Origin of the sequence: Halomonas ventosae, from assembly GCF_004361885.1 — a bacterium.
GTDB lineage: Bacteria > Pseudomonadota > Gammaproteobacteria > Pseudomonadales > Halomonadaceae > Halomonas > Halomonas ventosae_C.
Genome location: NZ_SNWH01000001.1, coordinates 223,888 through 241,534 on the forward strand (window position 1 = coordinate 223,888; position 17,647 = coordinate 241,534).

At 65.9% G+C, this 17,647-nt stretch carries 15 protein-coding genes; 14 read left to right on the forward strand and 1 reads right to left on the reverse strand.

What is annotated here, in order from left to right; all coding sequences use genetic code 11:
- Window positions 1–35 precede the first annotated feature (35 nt).
- Entirely contained in the window at window positions 36–929 is an 894-nt protein-coding gene (locus tag DFO68_RS00995) for a LysR family transcriptional regulator (RefSeq protein WP_133481172.1), read from the reverse strand.
- A gap of 190 nt (window positions 930–1,119) precedes the next feature.
- Between DFO68_RS00995 and leuC the strand changes: the two genes are divergently transcribed.
- From leuC to purF, 14 genes are all read left to right on the forward strand, one after another.
- Window positions 1,120–2,589: a 3-isopropylmalate dehydratase large subunit gene (gene leuC / locus DFO68_RS01000; RefSeq protein WP_133481174.1), complete on the forward strand. Its 1,470-nt coding sequence runs from the start codon at window positions 1,120–1,122 to the stop codon at window positions 2,587–2,589.
- 3 nt (window positions 2,590–2,592) lie between these two features.
- Window positions 2,593–3,246 carry a 3-isopropylmalate dehydratase small subunit gene (leuD, locus tag DFO68_RS01005; RefSeq protein ID WP_133481176.1) on the forward strand — a complete coding sequence of 218 codons (654 nt, stop codon included), beginning with the start codon at window positions 2,593–2,595 and terminating at the stop codon, window positions 3,244–3,246.
- 174 nt (window positions 3,247–3,420) lie between these two features.
- Window positions 3,421–4,500: a 3-isopropylmalate dehydrogenase gene (leuB, locus tag DFO68_RS01010; RefSeq protein WP_133481178.1), complete on the forward strand. Its 1,080-nt coding sequence runs from the start codon at window positions 3,421–3,423 to the stop codon at window positions 4,498–4,500.
- A 156-nt stretch (window positions 4,501–4,656) separates the two neighbouring features.
- Window positions 4,657–5,769 carry an aspartate-semialdehyde dehydrogenase gene (gene asd, locus DFO68_RS01015; RefSeq protein ID WP_133481180.1) on the forward strand — a complete coding sequence of 371 codons (1,113 nt, stop codon included), beginning with the start codon at window positions 4,657–4,659 and terminating at the stop codon, window positions 5,767–5,769.
- A gap of 246 nt (window positions 5,770–6,015) precedes the next feature.
- The gene (locus DFO68_RS01020) at window positions 6,016–8,658 is read left to right on the forward strand and encodes a FimV/HubP family polar landmark protein (protein WP_166637501.1); all 2,643 of its coding nucleotides are present in this window, start codon (window positions 6,016–6,018) and stop codon (window positions 8,656–8,658) included.
- Between the two features lie 6 nt (window positions 8,659–8,664).
- On the forward strand, window positions 8,665–9,588 hold the full coding sequence (truA, locus tag DFO68_RS01025; protein WP_133481184.1) for a tRNA pseudouridine(38-40) synthase TruA: 924 nt from the start codon (window positions 8,665–8,667) through the stop codon (window positions 9,586–9,588).
- A gap of 15 nt (window positions 9,589–9,603) precedes the next feature.
- Entirely contained in the window at window positions 9,604–10,239 is a 636-nt protein-coding gene (locus DFO68_RS01030; RefSeq protein ID WP_133481489.1) for a phosphoribosylanthranilate isomerase, read from the forward strand.
- 61 nt (window positions 10,240–10,300) lie between these two features.
- On the forward strand, window positions 10,301–11,515 hold the full coding sequence (trpB, locus tag DFO68_RS01035; protein ID WP_133481186.1) for a tryptophan synthase subunit beta: 1,215 nt from the start codon (window positions 10,301–10,303) through the stop codon (window positions 11,513–11,515).
- Between the two features lie 15 nt (window positions 11,516–11,530).
- On the forward strand, window positions 11,531–12,334 hold the full coding sequence (gene trpA, locus DFO68_RS01040) for a tryptophan synthase subunit alpha (RefSeq protein WP_133481491.1): 804 nt from the start codon (window positions 11,531–11,533) through the stop codon (window positions 12,332–12,334).
- 76 nt (window positions 12,335–12,410) lie between these two features.
- Complete coding sequence (gene accD / locus DFO68_RS01045; protein WP_243726375.1) at window positions 12,411–13,433, forward strand: acetyl-CoA carboxylase, carboxyltransferase subunit beta; 1,023 nt, start codon at window positions 12,411–12,413, stop codon at window positions 13,431–13,433.
- 9 nt (window positions 13,434–13,442) lie between these two features.
- The gene (folC, locus tag DFO68_RS01050; protein WP_133481188.1) at window positions 13,443–14,762 is read left to right on the forward strand and encodes a bifunctional tetrahydrofolate synthase/dihydrofolate synthase; all 1,320 of its coding nucleotides are present in this window, start codon (window positions 13,443–13,445) and stop codon (window positions 14,760–14,762) included.
- 8 nt (window positions 14,763–14,770) lie between these two features.
- The gene (locus DFO68_RS01055; RefSeq protein ID WP_243726376.1) at window positions 14,771–15,421 is read left to right on the forward strand and encodes an SPOR domain-containing protein; all 651 of its coding nucleotides are present in this window, start codon (window positions 14,771–14,773) and stop codon (window positions 15,419–15,421) included.
- A 2-nt stretch (window positions 15,422–15,423) separates the two neighbouring features.
- Entirely contained in the window at window positions 15,424–16,017 is a 594-nt protein-coding gene (locus DFO68_RS01060) for a CvpA family protein (protein WP_133481192.1), read from the forward strand.
- A 99-nt stretch (window positions 16,018–16,116) separates the two neighbouring features.
- Window positions 16,117–17,640, forward strand: coding sequence for an amidophosphoribosyltransferase (gene purF, locus DFO68_RS01065; RefSeq protein ID WP_133481194.1), 1,524 nt, complete (start codon window positions 16,117–16,119; stop codon window positions 17,638–17,640).
- Window positions 17,641–17,647 lie beyond the last annotated feature (7 nt).

Consider the following 17,647-nt stretch of genomic DNA (forward strand, 5'->3'; position numbering starts at 1 on the left):
CAGGCACGGCGCCTACAAACCCCTAGACCTTAACGTCACTGCCACTCCCTGGCCGCCGGCTCACGGGCGGCATTGAGTTGGGCCAGCATGGCCCGGGCGGGGTTGGAACGGGTACGGCTGCGATGCACCAGGTAGCCCAGCGGGCGATGGATGGGCGGGTGGTCGACGTCCAGCTCGTGCAGCTCGCCGGCCACCATGCGCTCCGGCAGCAGGCTCCAGCCCAGGCCGATGGCGGTCATCATCTTCAGCGTTTCCAGGTAGTTGGTGGAGAGCGCCACCGGAAGTTCGAGCCCGGCCGAGGCGAAACGCGACTCGATCAGCCCGCGGGTGAAGGTCAGCGGGCCCGGCAGCACCGCATCGAAGGTGCAGAGCTCGTGCAGTCCCAGCCGGCCTCGCCCGGCCAGGGGGTGGTCCGGTCCGCAGACGAAGCACAGCCGGTCGACCCACACCGGCACCACCTCGAGCTGCGGATCCGGGTGCGGAGCGAGGGTCACCACGGCGAGCTCCAGCTCGCCGTCCAGTACCCCCTGATAGGCCAGCTCGGAATCCAGGAAGTGGAGGTCGAGTCGCACGTCGGGGTGCTCGCGGGTATAGGCCTTGAGCAGCGGCGGCAGCCGATGCAGGCCGATATGGTGGCTGGTGGCCAGCGTTAAGCTGCCGGCCACGCTGCCCTCGAGGTTACCCAGCGCCCGGCGGCTGTCGTCGACCATCACCAGGATCTGACGCGCCCGGGGCAGCAGTACCCGGCCGGCCTCGGTGAGGCTCACGCGCCGGCCGATGCGATCGAACAACCGGGCGTCGATCTGCCCCTCCAGCACGGCGATGCGCTTGCTGACCGCCGGCTGGGTCAGGTGCAGCTGCTCGGCGGCGCGGGAGAAGCTGCCGCTGTCGGCCACGGCGAGAAAGGCCTGCAGGCTCTGGGTATCCATGAGTGCCCCTGGTGGTGAGCTTGTATTCCATTAAGGAATCCAATTTATAAATAACATGAATTGATTTTATGGTCGAGGGGCGGGAAACTGCACTCAAACAGGAAGCGAGGAAGCATCTACGTAGGATCCTTGACCCCTTGCCCAGAAACACGACCGGACGAGAACAGGGCGAAATGCCCGGGAGAACGATATGGCAGGCCAGACACTCTACGACAAGTTGTGGACGCAGCATCTCGTCAAGCAGCGCGACGACGGCACCGCGCTGATCTACATTGACCGTCAACTGCTCCACGAGGTGACCTCGCCCCAGGCCTTCGAGGGGCTGCGCCTGGCGGGGCGCAAGCCGTGGCGCATCGATGCCAACCTGGCCACCCCCGACCACAATGTGCCCACCACCCTCAGGGAGCGTGCCGAGGGCAACGCCGGTATCAAGGACCCAGTGTCATTGATTCAGGTGCAGACCCTCGACGACAACTGCGGCGAGTTTGGCATCGAGGAGTTCAAGATCAACGACCCGCGCCAGGGCATCGTCCACGTGGTGGGCCCGGAGCAGGGTGCCACCCTGCCGGGGATGACCGTGGTCTGCGGTGATTCCCATACCGCCACCCACGGCGCCTTCGCGGCGCTCGCCCATGGCATCGGCACCTCCGAGGTGGAACACGTGCTCGCCACCCAATGCCTGCTGGCCCAGAAGATGAAGAACATGCAGGTGCGCGTCGAGGGCGAACTCGGTACCGGCGTCACCGCCAAGGACATCGTGCTGGCGATCATCGGCCACATCGGCACCGCCGGTGGTACCGGCTACGCCATCGAGTTTGCCGGCAGCGCCATCCGCGAGCTTTCCATGGAGGGCCGGATGACCGTCTGCAACATGGCCATCGAGGCCGGCGCACGGGTTGGGCTGATCGCTGTGGACGATACCACCATTGACTACCTGCGTGACCGTCACTATGTCCCGACGGGCGAGCAGTGGGACGCCGCGGTGGCCGACTGGCGCCACCTGGTCTCCGATGCCGATGCCGATGCCGCCTTCGACAAGGTGGTGACCCTGGATGCCGCCGAGATCGAGCCGCAGGTCTCCTGGGGCACCAGCCCCGAGATGGTCACCGGCATCTCCGGTGAGGTGCCGGATCCTGCTGAGGCCGGCGATGAGACCATGCAGCGTGGCTACACCCGGGCGCTGGAGTACATGGGGCTCTCGCCGAAGCAGAAGATCACCGATATCCGCCTCGACAAGGTGTTCATCGGCTCCTGCACCAACTCGCGCATCGAGGATCTGCGCGAGGCGGCCAAGGTGGTGCGCGGCAAGAAGGTCGCCGACTCCATCGCGCTGGCCATGGTGGTACCCGGTTCCGGCCTGGTGAAGCGCCAGGCTGAGGCGGAAGGCCTTGACAAGGTATTCATCGAGGCAGGCTTCGAGTGGCGCGAGCCGGGCTGCTCCATGTGCCTGGCCATGAATGCCGACAAGCTGGGGGCCGGGGAGCACTGCGCTTCCACCTCCAACCGCAACTTCGAGGGCCGTCAGGGCTTCGGCGGGCGCACCCACCTGGTCAGCCCGGCCATGGCCGCGGCCGCGGCGATTGCTGGCCACTTCGTGGATGTGAGGGAGCTGGGAGACACTGGTGCCGCCAATGACGATGCCCAGGCACAGGAGGCCTGAACCATGAACAAGTTCGAACGCACCCAAGGCCTCGTCGCACCGCTCGACCGGGCCAATGTCGATACCGATTTGATCATTCCCAAGCAGTTCCTGAAGTCGATCAAGCGCACCGGCTTCGGCGTTAATCTCTTCGACGAGCTGCGCTACCTCGACGAAGGCCAGCCTGGCCAGGATGTCTCGAAGCGCCCCAAGAATCCTGATTTCGTGCTCAACCAGCCGCGCTACCAGGGGGCCAGCATACTGCTCACGCGGCGCAACTTCGGCTGTGGCAGTTCGCGCGAGCACGCGCCCTGGGCGCTGGAGGACTTCGGCTTCCGGGTGATCATCGCGCCGAGCTTTGCCGACATCTTCTACAACAACGCCTTCAAGAATGGCCTGTTGCTGGTGACCCTGCCCGAGGAGACCGTGGATCGCTTGTTCGCAGAAGTCGAGGCCAACGAAGGCTACCGGCTCGACGTGGACCTGGAGAATCAGCAGGTGATCACGCCCTCCGGTGAGACAATCACCTTCGAGGTGGACGCGTTCCGCAAGCAGTGCCTGCTCGAAGGCCTGGACGACATCGGCATCACCTTGAAGGACGAGGAGGCCATCCGCGCCTTCGAGGCGAAGCACCGCGCAGCGCGGCCTTGGCTGTTTCGCGATTCCGCTCAGGCTTAATGACGTAGATCTGGCTGTTCTTGACGGGACCGGGGCGCCGGGGACAAGCCGAAGAGGAGGTCCTATGCCAGGGGGATGGCATTGGCAGCGCCCAGGGATGGGTTCACAGCGCCTCCTCGCAGGCTTGTCGCCGGAAAAGCCTTGTACCGGGGGTGGCCATACAAGGAAGCAAAGATGACGCAGAAGATTCTGGTACTACCGGGGGACGGCATCGGCCCCGAGATCACCGCCCAGGCCAGCCGTATCCTGGCGGCCTGCCAGGCCCGCGGTCTCGACATCGAGGTCGAGGAGGGGCTGCTGGGCGGTGCCGCCTATGAGGTACATGGCGAGCCGTTGCCAGCTGAGACCCTCGAGAAGGCCAAGGCGGCGCGAGGCATCCTGCTGGGTGCTGTGGGCGGCCCCCAGTGGGACAAGATCGAGGATCTCAGCAAGCGCCCGGAAAAGGGGCTGCTTGGGGTGCGCAAGCAGCTGGGCCTGTTCGCCAACTTGCGCCCGGCCATCACCTATCCGCAGCTAGCCTCCGCCTCCAGCCTCAAGCCTGAGCTGGTGGCCGGCCTGGATATCATGATCGTGCGTGAGCTCACCGGCGGCATCTACTTTGGCCAGCCGCGCGGCATCGAGGAGCGTAACGGCGAGCGGGTGGGCTTCAATACCTATGTCTATTCCGAGAGCGAGATCGAGCGCATCGGTCGCGTGGCCTTCGAGATGGCGCACAAGCGCGGCAAGAAGCTCTGCAGCGTCGACAAGGCCAACGTGCTCGAGGTCACCATCCTGTGGCGCGAGGTGATGGAGCGTCTGGCGCCAGAGTATCCGGACGTCGAGCTCTCCCACCTGTACGTCGACAACGCCGCCATGCAACTGGTGCGCGCACCCAAGCAGTTCGACGTGGTGGTCACCGGCAACATGTTCGGCGATATCCTCTCGGACGCCGCCGCCATGCTCACCGGCTCCATCGGTATGCTGCCCTCGGCCTCGCTCAACGAGAGCGGCCAGGGCATGTACGAGCCCTGTCACGGCAGCGCACCGGACATCGCCGGTCAAGGCATCGCTAACCCGTTGGCAACCATTCTCTCGGTGGCCATGATGCTGCGCTACTCCCTCGACGAGCCGGCGCTGGCAAGCCGCATCGAGGCTGCCGTGGGCACGGTGCTGGACGGCGGCCTGAGAACGGCCGACATCGCCCTCGAAGGCACGCGCAGCGTCTCGACGGCCGAGATGGGCGATGCCGTGCTGGCGGCCTTCGAGGCGCAGTAAGCGGCCCAGCGCCAAGCAGCCAAGAACCACCTCCCGCAGAGTAACCTGCGGGAGGTTTTCCTTTGGTGCTTTAGTGTTGCGCGAGCAGCATCCTGCTCGGCGCTCGTCCCGGCTTTCTGTATAATGTCCTTACATTCGATTTCTGGAGGGCTTTACATGTTGAACGTCGGTTTTGTCGGTTGGCGTGGCATGGTGGGTTCCGTCTTGATGCAACGCATGCTCGAGGATGGCGATTTTTCGGGCATCGAGCCGATCTTCTTCACCACTTCCCAGGTCGGTCAGCAAGGCCCCGATGTCGGCGTCGACGTGCCGCCGCTCAAGGATGCCTTCGATCTGGACGCCCTCAAGGCACTGGACGTGGTGGTGACCTGCCAGGGCGGCGAGTACACCGAGAAGGTCTATGCTGACCTGCGTCAGGCAGGTTGGAAGGGCTACTGGATCGATGCCGCCAGCACCCTGCGCATGGCGGATGACGCGACCATCGTGCTCGATCCGGTCAATCGCAAAGTGATCGATGCCCAGCTGGCGAAGGGCGCCAGGACCTTCGTCGGCGGCAACTGCACGGTGAGTCTGATGCTGATGGGCCTTGGCGGCCTTTTCGAGGCGAACCTGATCGAGTGGATGACCTCCATGACCTATCAGGCCGCTTCCGGTTCCGGCGCCAAGCACATGCGCGAACTGCTCAACCAGATGGGTCACCTGCGCGACAGCGTGGCTGATGAGCTCGCCGACCCGGCCAGCGCCATTCTCGACATTGACCGCAAGGTCACGGCGGCCATGCGTAGCGGTGATTTTCCCACCGACAATTTCGGGGCACCGCTGGCCGGTAGCCTGCTGCCGTGGATCGACAAGCCCATGGAGAACGGCCAGAGCAAGGAGGAGTGGAAGGGGTCTGTCGAGACCAACAAGATCCTCGGCCTTCAGGACAATCCCGTTCCCATCGACGGCCTCTGCGTGCGTATCGGTGCCATGCGCTCGCACAGTCAGGCCTTCACCATCAAACTCAAAAAGGATGTCCCGATCGACGAGATCGAGGATCGTATCGCCAGGCACAACGACTGGGTCAAGGTGATTGCCAACAACAAGGATGCGAGCATCGAGGGCCTCACTCCGGCCGCGGCCACCGGTACCCTGAGCGTGCCGGTGGGCAGGCTGCGCAAGCTGGCCATGGGCGGCGAGTACCTCTCCGCCTTCAGTGTCGGCGACCAGCTGCTGTGGGGCGCGGCCGAGCCGCTCAAGCGGATGCTGCGCATCCTGCGGGAGCAGTAAGCCGCCAGCGCTGACCTGGATCACCTGAATGCAAGCGGGACGCCTTGATGGCGTCCCGCTTGCATTGTTAAGCCATGATGGGGCTGTTGCGCCATCGATAACTCAGGTTGCGGGTGGCGCTGCCGATAAGTATCAGCAGGCGTATCGGTACAGGGAAGATGATGCAGCGGCATCATCGCCAGTAGGATGAACGACGCGGTCACCACCTGTCTGGTGGGACGCAGTGGAACGACGCTAGGGAGTCTGATGAAACGCAAGCTGTTGCTCGCCATGCTGCTTTCGCTCTCCGCCACCAGTCCGTTGGCGCTGGCTCTCGGCCTGGAAGAGGCCGAGGTGAACTCGACGCTTAATGCCCCATTGCGGGCGAGCATTCCCTTGACCGACAGCAGTGGATTGCAGGCTGAGCTGCTTAATGTCTCGGTGGCCGATGAGCAGGCCTTCTCATCGGCCGGCCTGTCGCGTACGCCGTTGGCCGCCAGCGTGAAGATGGAGGTCACTCGTCGGCAAGGACGGCTGGTGGTCGACCTGAGCACCCAGCGGCCGGTAAATGAACCCTGGCTCGATCTGCTGCTGCGCCTGGAGTGGCCGGGGGGCCAGCAACTCCAGGAAGTCACCCTGCTGCTTGACCCGCCCGACTATGACCAGCTTCCGGCGTTGGTCGAAGCGTCATCCATTGCGCCGCGGTCATCGGTTGCCCCGCCACGCTCGAACGCCCCGGCGCGGCAATCCTCTTCACGCTTGCAAGCTCGCACCTCGAGGGCGGACGCGGGAGACCCTGCCTGGATAAGCAGTGGCGATACCCTAATGACGGTGGCGAGGCGGCTGCGACCGGACAGCGGCATTAGCATGAGCCAGATGATGGTGGCCCTGGTGGAGGCTAACCCCGAGGTCTTTCCTTCCGGCAATATTAACGCCATGCGCGCCGGCTTTACGCTGGTGGTGCCGCCTCGCCAGGCGATCACGTCACGTTCCGAGGCCGAGGCCGACCGCCTCGTTCAGGCCATGAACCAGGCCTGGGCCAACCGCGGCAGCGGGTCACCGGCGCCAGTGGCGGTGGCCCGCGCCCCCTCGCCGCAGGGCGCGTCAGCGGCACTTGCCGAGACAGGCCAGCCTAAGGCAGCGTCGCGTGAGGCTTCACAAAGTGGTGATGACACCGCCAGTGAAGGGGGGCAACGGCTGACCCTGCTCAGCGATGCCGAGCTGGCCGCCGAGGTCGCGGCACCGGGCGATGGCGTATCGAACCCGCAGGAGGGCGGTCAGTCAGCTCAGTCAACCTTGTCATTTCAGCGGGATGCGCCGCCGCCCCTGGCCATGCCCGACGGCAGCGAGGGGGCAGGCCCGGTCATCGCTCCGGGGGTGCTGGGGATGATCCACGGCAGCGCCGAACTCACCGAGGCACAGCGCCTGCAGCGACTCGAGTCCCGCTGGCGCGAGAACCGTCAGGCCCTGGAAGCGGTTCGCCGCGAGCGTGACGTGCTGCAAGCACAGCTCGCAAACCTGCGCGATGAACTGCAGGCCATGGGCGATCAACTGGCCGTGCTGACAGCCGATAGGCAGGGCGTTGATGCCGCCGGCGGGGGTAGTGAGGTGGCACCGGACAGCACGGCGGATTCGCTACAACAGGCGCCCTGGTGGGGGACGTTGGTACCGGGGGAGGGTAGCCGCTCTCTGCTGCTGGGAGGGGCAGGCCTGGCGCTGTTGCTTGCACTGTGGGCCGTGCTGCGCCACCGCCGGCGTGATGACAGCGATTCGACGAGGGACTTCAATGAGGCGCAGCCGGTAGAGACACCAGATGATGGCCTGGAGGCGCCGGGCGACCAGACGGCTGCGCAGAAGGATGCCCAGCGCATCGACAGCCAGGCACCGGTGTACGCCTCCATGCCCGAAACCGAGGCGATCAATGAGGCCGATATCTTCATTGCCTACAGGCGCTACGACCAGGCGCGTGAACTGCTCGACGCCAGCCTCGAGCGGGAGCCCGGCCGTGATGATCTCAGACTCAAGCTGCTGCGCGTGCTTCTCGAGCAGGGCGATCATGCGTCTGCCGCGCACCAGGCCAAGCAATTGCGCGATACCGCAGACCCTCAGATCAGCGCCGAGGTCGAGCAGTTGCTGGAAGGCCATGCGCTCAGCGCGGCACCAGACGAGCCCCGAGCGGAGTCGCCCGCCGATCGGGCCATCTTCCCTGCGGCTGACGAACATCCCCCGCGGCTCTTCGAGGCCGCCGGGGTGAATGAGGCGCTCGATACCCATGAGTCAGGCGAGTGCAAAGAGATCACCTCTAGTGCCTGTAGTAAAACGCCTTCTCGTGACATGTCCTCTGATGATACGCGCGATAAGGCGTTGCGATCGTCGAAGGGGCCCAGTCAGGGCGACTCTGCGGCCGAGCGCAGTGAGCTTGCAGCCTGCTATCGTTCTCCTGAACAAGGGCCGCAGTCCCATGGTGCGAAGGGAACCGATGAGCTGCCACAGCCGCCACTGACCGCGCGACAGATGCAAGACGGCAGCCGCTTCATCGACTACCAACCGCCGACGCTTGAAAAGCGCCCGGCACCCCGCGAGGAGACGCCCATGCAGCCCAGCGTGGAGTTCACCTCGGCCACCGGCGGAGGCGGCGAGTCGGCCGCTGCCAAACCCGCTATCAGGGCCGAGCGTGATGACCTTGAGCAGTGGGACGTCGAGGAGGTGGCCTTCCCGCCGCTGTCGCGGGATAATACCCACTATTTCGCGGCGCCTTCCTCTTCCTCGACACTGGCTGAGGCGCGGCGCTTGCTGGACGCCGGCGAGGCCGGCCAGGCTCGTGTACTGCTCGAGAGTCTGATCGACGAGTCCGACGACCCGGATGCCCGGCAGGAGGCCCGCGAATTGCTGGATCAATCCGTGCAATGAGGCCGAATGACCCTTTTCCGATCCCTCGATGACCGCCACCCCCTGACAGGCCGCCTGGCCATGGGAGTGGAGTACGACGGCAGCGCCTACTGTGGCTGGCAGCGCCTCAAGCATGCCCCTTCTGTACAAGGGGCGCTGGAAGGGGCGCTGGCCAAGGTCGCCAACCAGTTCATCACTGTGCATGCCAGCGGGCGCACCGACTCGGGGGTGCATGCCACCCGTCAGATTATTCACTTCGATGCCCCGGTGCCGCGCTCGCAGAAGGCCTGGGTGTTCGGGGTCAATGCCAACCTGCCGCGGGATGTCGCCGTGCGCTGGGTGGCATCGGTTCCCGAGGGGTTTCACTCGCGTTTCAAGGCCCTGGCACGGCGTTACCGCTACGTGATCCTCAACCAGCCCAGCCGCCCGGTATTGGAGCGGGCCAATGCCACCTGGTGCCGCGACCCGCTGGATGTTGAGGCCATGCACCGGGCCGCCCAGGCGCTGGTGGGCGAGCACGACTTCTCGAGCTTCCGTGCCGCCGGCTGCCAGTCGAAGACCCCCTGGCGCCACCTGCACTTCATCGAGGTGCATCGTCATGGCCCGCTGGTGGTCATCGACGTCCAGGGCAATGCCTTCCTGCACCATATGATCCGCAATATCGTCGGCGCTCTGGTCACGGTGGGGCGTGGCGAGCGTGGCGATGACTACCTGGCCACGCTGATGGCACTCAAGGACCGGCGTCAGGCCGACGTGACGGCGCCAGCCTGTGGTCTGCACTTCGTCGACTCGCTGTATGACGCGGCGTGGGGGCTGCCCCGCGAACCGCTGGGCCCCAACCTGCTGGCCTTCCTCGGCGAATGGACCGGTGAGCGGCCGTTACCCGACTGCCCGATGGTCGCGTTCAGACGAGGTAGGCCCCTGGCAGAAGGGGTGAGTGGTGAGGAGTGAGACGTGAGCGATGTCATGAACCGAACCCGCATCAAGTTCTGCGGCCTGACCCGTCCCCAGGATGTCGATGCCGCGGTGGCTGCGGGTGCCGATGCCTTGGGCTTCGTGTTGTGGCCGGGTAGCCAGCGCGCCATCGACGAGCAACGCCTCGCCGCACTGAGCGAACGGGTGCCGGCCTTCGTTACCCGCGTGGGACTGTTCGTCGACCCGGCTCCGGCACTGCTGGCCCATTGCGCCATGCACCTGGATCTTGTGCAGTTTCATGGCGATGAGTCGCCCGACGCCTGCATGGCCGCCGGGCGCCCCTGGATCAAGGCCTTGCGTATGCGCGATGGCCTCGACCTGCGCGCCGCCGCCGAGGCCTTCGGCGGGGCTCGGGCGCTGCTGCTGGATGCCTATCGACCGGGCGTGCCGGGGGGCACTGGCAAGACCTTCGACTGGTCGCGAATCCCCGCACCCCTGGCAAAACCTGTTATCCTCGCTGGAGGCTTGACGCCGGACAACGTGGCCGAGGCGATTGCCGCAGTGGCCCCCTTCGCCGTGGATGTTTCCGGCGGCATCGAGGCTGCCCCCGGCATCAAGGATGCCGCGCAGATGGCGGCCTTCCAGCGGGCCGTGCGCAGAGCCGATAACGCGCGTTGCGGCGCCTGAGCCGCTCGCTCCACCCTGTTTCCCCTGCATCCTTTACTGGCGACCCTATGAGGTGTCTTTCGTGAGCAAGTTCAGTGACCTGACCCGACTGCCGGATGCCCGCGGCCATTTCGGCGCCTACGGCGGCCGGTTCGTCTCGGAGACCCTGAGCTTCGCCCTGGATGAGCTGGAGAAGACCTACCTGAGTCTTCGCGACGACCCGGCCTTCCAGGCGGAATTCGACTATGACCTGGCCCATTACGTGGGCCGCCCGTCACCGCTCTATCATGCCGAGCGATGGTCGAAGCAGCTCGGCGGGGCACAGATCTGGCTCAAGCGCGAGGACCTCAATCACACCGGTGCCCACAAGGTGAATAACACCATCGGCCAGGCGCTGCTCGCCAAGAAGAGCGGCAAGCCGCGGGTCATCGCCGAGACCGGCGCCGGCCAGCACGGTGTGGCGACGGCCACCGTGGCGGCGCGCCTGGGCCTCAAGTGCGAGGTCTACATGGGCGCCGAGGACGTCGAGCGCCAGAAGCTCAACGTCTATCGCATGCGTCTGCTGGGGGCCAACGTCATTCCGGTCACCTCGGGCACCCGCACGCTCAAAGACGCCATGAACGAGGCGCTGCGCGACTGGGTGACTAACGTCGACGACACCTTCTATATCATCGGCACCGTGGCCGGCCCGCACCCGTACCCGATGCTGGTGCGTGATTTCAATTCGGTGGCCGGCCGCGAGGCGCGAACGCAATCGTTTGCGGAGTTCGGCAAGCTGCCCGATGCACTGATCGCCTGCGTGGGCGGTGGCTCCAACGCCATGGGCCTGTTCTACCCGTTCGTCGAGGATGACGATGTCGTCATGTACGGCGTCGAGGCCGGTGGCGAGGGCGTCGAGACCGGACGCCATGCCGCGCCTCTGGCCTCCGGTGCGCCGCGCGGGGTGCTGCACGGCAACCGCACCTACCTGATGTCCGACGAGGGTGGCCAGGTATCCGACACTCACTCCATCTCGGCGGGCCTGGACTACCCCGGCGTGGGGCCCGAGCATGCGCTGTGGAAGGACGTGGGGCGGGTCCACTATGTCGCCGCCAACGACACCGAGGTCCTCGCGGCGTTCCGCGAGCTGACCCGCGTCGAGGGCATCATGCCGGCCCTGGAGTCCTCCCATGCCCTGGCCTATGCCAAGCTGCTGGCCCCCACCATGCGTCCCGACCAGAACATCGTGATCAACCTCTCCGGGCGTGGAGACAAGGACATCATGACGGTGGCAAAGATTGACGGGATCGAATTCTAGATGACGGCCCAGACCATGAATCGTATCGACCAACGCTTCACCGCGCTCAAGGCCCAGGGCCGTCGCGCGCTGATTCCCTACATCACCGCCGGTGACCCGGCACCCGCGCATACCGTCGGCTTCATGCACGCGCTGGTGGAAGCCGGGGCCGACATCATCGAGCTGGGGGTGCCGTTCTCGGACCCCATGGCCGATGGGCCAGTGATCCAGAAGGCCTGCGAGCGTGCCCTCAGGCACGGCGTGCGCCTCTCCCACCTGTTCGAGATGGTGCGCGAGTTTCGCCAGAGCGATGGCGAGACTCCGGTGGTGCTGATGGGTTATCTCAATCCGGTGGAGCGCATCGGCCTTGCGGCCTTCGCCGATCAGGCCGCCGAGGCCGGCGTTGACGGTGTGCTGATCGTCGACATGCCACCCGAGGAGGCCGACGAGGTGGGGCCACTGCTCAAGGCTCGCGGGCTGGCCTCGATCTTCCTTGTCGCCCCTACCACTACGCGCGCCCGGGCCGCTACAATATGCGCCCATGGCGAGGGCTACCTCTACTATGTTTCGCTGAAGGGCGTGACCGGCTCGGCGACCCTCAATGCCGAGGATGTGGCACAGCACCTGGCGCCACTGCGCGAGATGACCGAGCTGCCGCTGTGTGTGGGTTTCGGCATCCGCGACGGGGCCTCCGCCGCCGAGGTGGGCAAGGTGGCCGATGGCGTGATCGTCGGCTCGGCGCTGGTCAACCGCATCGCCGAGAACGCCGAACGGCCCGAGGCGATTCCCGCCGCCCTGCAAGCGGTACTGGGGGAGATGCGCCAGGCGCTGGACGCCTGATCCGCGCCCGTCGCCAACCGAATCGATCCTGCTCCCGGGGCCTCCGGGGGCATCAGCCTATACGGGTGTTTCTGACATGAGCTGGCTAGACAAGATCGTGCCCTCGGTGGGCCGCATCCAGCGCAAGGATCGTCGGGCGAGCGTGCCTGATGGCCTGTGGAGCAAGTGTCCCAAGTGCGAGGCGGTACTCTATCTCCCCGAGCTGGAGAAGCACCATAACGTCTGCCCCAAGTGCGACCATCATTTGCGACTGACTGCCCGCAAGCGCCTGGATTGGTTCCTGGACAAGGCGGGACGCGAGGAGATCGCCGCCCATCTCGAGCCGGTCGATCGCCTCAAGTTCCGCGACTCCAAGAAGTACAAGGATCGCCTGGCAGCGGCCCAGAAAGGAACCGGCGAGCATGACGCCTTGATCGCCATGCGTGGCACCCTCGAAGGGCTGCCGGTGATGGTGGTGGCCTTCGAGTTCACCTTCATGGGCGGTTCCATGGGCGCCGTGGTGGGCGAGAAGTTCGTACGTGCCGCGACCCTCGCTCTGGAAGAGCGCATCCCGTTGATCTGCTTCGCGGCCTCCGGCGGCGCTCGCATGCAGGAGGCGCTGTTCTCGCTGATGCAGATGGCTAAGACCTCGGCGGCGCTCGAGAAGCTCAAGCAGGCCGGTGTGCCCTATGTCTCAGTGCTCACCGACCCGGTGTTCGGCGGCGTCACCGCCTCCCTGGCGATGCTTGGCGACCTTAACGTGGCCGAGCCCAACGCGCTGATCGGATTCGCCGGCCCGCGGGTCATCGAGCAGACGGTACGCGAGCAGTTGCCGGAAGGCTTCCAGCGCAGCGAGTTCCTGCTTGAGCACGGCACCGTGGACATGATCGTGGCGCGTGGCGAGATGCGCGAGCGACTGGGTAGCCTGCTGCGCAAGCTGACCCACTGGCCGGTGGCCGGGCAGGACGATGATCTCGTCGATGCGCCCGACCTGGTGCAGGCCGCCGAGCAGGCCGAGCAGGATGAGGCTCTGGCGGTCAGCGTTGCGGCGTCTCATACCGAGCCGAAGCCCCCGGGTGACGCCGCGCCGGTCGGCGAGCGCCACGACCCGGGGCGCTGACCGATCGGCATGAAGGATCACACCCTGCCCACCACGCTTTCGGCCTGGCTGGCCCGGCTGGAAACGGCTCACCCAGTGGGTATCGAGCTGGGCCTCGAGCGTGTCGCCGAGGTGGCGCGTCGCATGGGGCTTTTCGCCTTGCCGCTTAGCGAGCAGGTAATCACCGTGGCCGGCACCAACGGCAAGGGCTCGACCGTGGCCATGCTCGAGGCGCTGGCACGGGCCCATGGCCTCACCACGGCGAGCTACACCTCGCCCCACCTGCTGCGCTACAACGAGCGTCTGCGCCTCGATGGCCAGGAGGCCGACGACGCGACCTTGATCGCCGGCTTCGCGGCGGTGGAGGCGGCCCGCCAGGGGGGAGAGCCGATCAGCCTGAGCTACTTCGAGATGGGCACCCTGGGTGCGCTGTGGGCCATCGCCCAGCAGCGCCCGGAGCTGGCCATCCTCGAGGTGGGCCTCGGCGGCCGCCTGGATGCGGTCAATATCATCGACCCGGATGTGGCCGTGATCACTACTGTGGCCCAGGACCACGCTGCCTTCCTGGGCACCGACCTCGAGGGTATCGGCCGCGAGAAGGCTGGCATCCTGCGCGCCCATCGACCTGCGGTGCTGGGCAGCACGACGCTGCCGGAGAGCGTGCGGCAGGTGGCTGGCAAACTCGGCGCCGAGGTTCACGCGCTGGGCGAGGCCTTTCATCGCGAGGGCGATGGCGAGGGCTGGCGCTTTCGGGGGCCGGCGCTGGCCTTGAGCGCGCTCCCCGACCCCGGCCTGCCGCTGAATAACGCCGCCGCGGCCCTGCAGGCCCTGCACTTGGCGGGTGTGGTGCTGGAGGCGGACGCCTGTCGCCGTGCGCTTTCCGGCGTCCAGCTGGCGGGTCGCATGCAGTGGCTGGGGCCATGGTGCCTGGATGTGGGACACAATCCCCATGCCGCCCACTATGTGGCCCAGCGCCTGACGGCGCTTCCCTGCACGGGCCGCACCGTCGGCCTGCTGGGCATGCTCGCCGACAAGGATGCCGACGGTGTGATCGCCGCCCTGACGCCGGTGGTAGATACCTGGGTGCCGGTGAGCCTGGGTGGTGAGCGGGCTCGCACAGCAAAGGATCTGGCTGAGCGCCTGGCGTTCGCCGGCGTCGAGGTGTGGCATTGCGCTGCCTCACCGGCTGATGCGGCTGGCTGGCTGGCGGCGCGGCTTGCACCCGAGGATCGCGTGCTGGTCTGCGGCTCCTTCTTCACCGTGGCCGAGGTGCTGGAATGGTACCTGGCGACGCGGCCGGGGCCGGATCAGACTGCAGGGCAAGCCACCATTCTCGAGGGTTTGCGATGAAATATGGAATGCGAGAACGTCTTAGCGGGGCAGTGATCCTGATTGCTCTGGCGGTGATCTTCGTCCCCATGCTGTTCGACGATCCTGCACCGCGCAGCGAGCGCCCCCAGCCGGTGATGACCATCGAGCAGCCGGTGGAAGTCAAGCATCGAGACGTGCCCGACCCGCAGCCGCCGGCGAGCCTGGGGCAGATCCAGTTGCCCAGCGCTTCGACAGCATCCCGGCAGGCGCCGGCGGATCGGCCCTCGAACACCGGGCAGGCGACCGATACCACGGCCAAGGCGTCCTCTGGCGCGAATCAGGCATCTGCCGATGCGGGAGCGCAGGACGCCCAGGGTCAGGATAAGGATCCCATCGCCGCGCTGGCGCGCGCCGCCGAGCAGCGGATGTCGCAACAGGCTGAGCAGGCGGACCGCGCCAGCGCCGCCAAGGGCGGATGGGCCGTTCAGGTCGGCAGCTTCGGCGAGAAGGCGAATGCCGAGCGTCTCGCCTCGAGGCTGTCCGGGCAGGGCCTGCCCGTCTATCGTCGCGTTCGGGAAAGCGGTCTGACCAGCGTCTATGTCGGTCCTTATGAAACCTCGCGTGAGGCTGAGGAGGTAATGTCCGCGCTCAAGGCTGATTCCAACCTCCAGGGCCTGCTGGTACGGGCGGACAACTGAGCATGGCACTGACCTGGATCGATTGGCTCTTCGTGGCGGTGCTGGTGGTGACCGGGCTGGCCGGCTTCGTGCGTGGGCTGATCCGCGAGGCCCTGGGCCTGGCGACCTGGATCATCGCCCTGCTGGTGGCACGGCTGCTGGCCCCGCCGGTAGCGGACCTGTTCTCCGGGGTGATCGACAATCCCGACGGGCGGCTGGTGCTGGCCTTCGTGCTGGTGATCTTTGCGGTGATCCTGCTTGGTGGGTTCGTCATCCGCCTGATGCATGCCGCCGTGGAGTGGGTGGGGATGGGGCTTGCGAATCGGCTCACCGGTGCCGCCTTCGGTCTGGCCAAGGGGGGGGCGATGTTGGTACTGGCCACCATCCTGCTCGGCTTGACGCCACTGGCCCAGCTTCAGGCCTGGCAGCAGGCCGAGCTGCGCCCACCCTTCGAGCAGCTGCGCGACTGGGCGTTGCGTCATCTCGAGGAGTGGGAAGGGCGCATTCCCGAGGCGCCGACATCGCTGCGCGAGTTCTCCCTGCCGCGTCCAGAGCGGCCGTCGGTGATCGACACCCATCCGGCTGGGCAAGACGCTACAGAGTCGATACGCCCCTGACAGAGACATCGTGTGGTGGTTCGCGGTTGCGGTGCATCGCGGTGGCAGTCACAGCAAGTTCCAGTCACAGCAAGTTCCAGGCAAGCGAGGTAAGGTGGAATGTGCGGTATCGTGGGCCTGATGGCCAAGCAGGCGGTGAACCAGGGCATCTATGACGCCCTGACGGTGCTCCAGCATCGCGGACAGGATGCCGCCGGCATGATGACTTGGCACGATGGCCAGTTCCTGTTGCGCAAGAGCAACGGCCTGGTGCGGGATGTCTTCCATACCCGTCACATGACCCGCCTCAAGGGCAACCTGGGCATCGGACATGTGCGCTATCCCACCGCGGGCTCCTCCAGCGAGGCGGAGTCACAGCCGTTCTACGTCAACTCGCCCTACGGCATCACCCTGGCGCACAACGGCAACTTGACCAATTCCGACCAGCTCAAGCAGGAGCTGTTCTCCTCCGACCTGCGCCACATCAATACCAGCTCCGACTCCGAGGTGTTGCTCAATGTCTTTGCTCATGAACTCGGCAAGCAGGGCCTGCACCTGGCACCTGGCGACATCTTCGATGCGGTGCGTCGCGTATACCGTCGCTGCCGGGGCGGCTACGCCGCGGTAGCGATCATCAATGGTGTGGGGCTGGTCGCCTTTCGCGATCCCCACGGCATTCGTCCGGTGGTGTTCGGCACCCGCGACGAGGGAGCCGGCCAGGAGGTGATGATCGCTTCCGAGTCGGTGGCGCTGGACGTGGGCGGCTTCCAGCTGCACCGTGACCTGATGCCGGGCGAGGCGATCTTCGTCGACATGACCGGCGCCATCCATACTCAGCAGTGTGCCGACCATCCGCGGCTCACCTCCTGTATTTTCGAGCACGTCTACTTGGCGCGTCCCGATTCCATCCTCGACGGTGCCTATGTTTACGGCACCCGTATGCAGATGGGTCGCAAGCTCGGTGATCGCATCCAGAGCGAGTGGCCGGCACACGACATCGATGTGGTGATTCCGATTCCCGACACCTCGCGCACCTCGGCACTTGAGCTCGCCCAGCACCTGGGCGTGACCTATCGCGAGGGCTTCATGAAGAATCGCTACATTGGGCGAACCTTCATCATGCCGGGCCAGACCCAGCGCAAGAAATCGGTACGTCAAAAGCTCAACGCCATCGGTGTCGAGTTCAAGAACAAGAACGTACTGCTGGTGGATGACTCCATCGTGCGCGGGACCACCTGCAAGCAGATCATCCAGATGGCCCGCGAGGCCGGGGCGCGCAAGGTCTACTTCGCCTCGGCGGCGCCGCCGGTGCGTTATCCCAACGTCTACGGCATCGATATGCCGGCGGCCAGCGAGCTGATCGCCCATGGCCGCAGCGAGGCCGAGGTCGGCGAGCTGATCGGGGCCGATCGGATCTTCTATCAGGATCTTGAGGACTTGAAGGCCGCCTGCCGCGAGGTCAACCCCGAGCTCGAGGCCTTTGACTGCTCGGTGTTCGATGGCCAGTACGTCACCGGCGATATCGACGCACATTACCTGTCGGCGCTGGAGGCCTCGCGCAATGACGACGCCAAGCAGCAACGCAGCGCCGGCGACCACGCTCTGGTAGGCATGCACAACCAGGAAGACGATCTTGACGATTGAGGGATAT

Coding starts and splice junctions, on each gene's coding strand:
- DFO68_RS00995 (WP_133481172.1), bottom strand. CDS start 929: ATGGATACCCAGAGCCTGCAGGCCTTTCTCGCCGTGGCCGACAGCGGC.
- DFO68_RS01060 (WP_133481192.1), top strand. CDS start 15,424: ATGGCACTGACCTGGATCGATTGGCTCTTCGTGGCGGTGCTGGTGGTG.
- DFO68_RS01055 (WP_243726376.1), top strand. CDS start 14,771: ATGCGAGAACGTCTTAGCGGGGCAGTGATCCTGATTGCTCTGGCGGTG.
- trpA (WP_133481491.1), top strand. CDS start 11,531: ATGAATCGTATCGACCAACGCTTCACCGCGCTCAAGGCCCAGGGCCGT.
- DFO68_RS01020 (WP_166637501.1), top strand. CDS start 6,016: ATGAAACGCAAGCTGTTGCTCGCCATGCTGCTTTCGCTCTCCGCCACC.
- leuC (WP_133481174.1), top strand. CDS start 1,120: ATGGCAGGCCAGACACTCTACGACAAGTTGTGGACGCAGCATCTCGTC.
- accD (WP_243726375.1), top strand. CDS start 12,411: ATGAGCTGGCTAGACAAGATCGTGCCCTCGGTGGGCCGCATCCAGCGC.
- purF (WP_133481194.1), top strand. CDS start 16,117: ATGTGCGGTATCGTGGGCCTGATGGCCAAGCAGGCGGTGAACCAGGGC.
- asd (WP_133481180.1), top strand. CDS start 4,657: ATGTTGAACGTCGGTTTTGTCGGTTGGCGTGGCATGGTGGGTTCCGTC.
- truA (WP_133481184.1), top strand. CDS start 8,665: ATGACCCTTTTCCGATCCCTCGATGACCGCCACCCCCTGACAGGCCGC.
- leuB (WP_133481178.1), top strand. CDS start 3,421: ATGACGCAGAAGATTCTGGTACTACCGGGGGACGGCATCGGCCCCGAG.
- leuD (WP_133481176.1), top strand. CDS start 2,593: ATGAACAAGTTCGAACGCACCCAAGGCCTCGTCGCACCGCTCGACCGG.
- folC (WP_133481188.1), top strand. CDS start 13,443: ATGAAGGATCACACCCTGCCCACCACGCTTTCGGCCTGGCTGGCCCGG.
- DFO68_RS01030 (WP_133481489.1), top strand. CDS start 9,604: ATGAACCGAACCCGCATCAAGTTCTGCGGCCTGACCCGTCCCCAGGAT.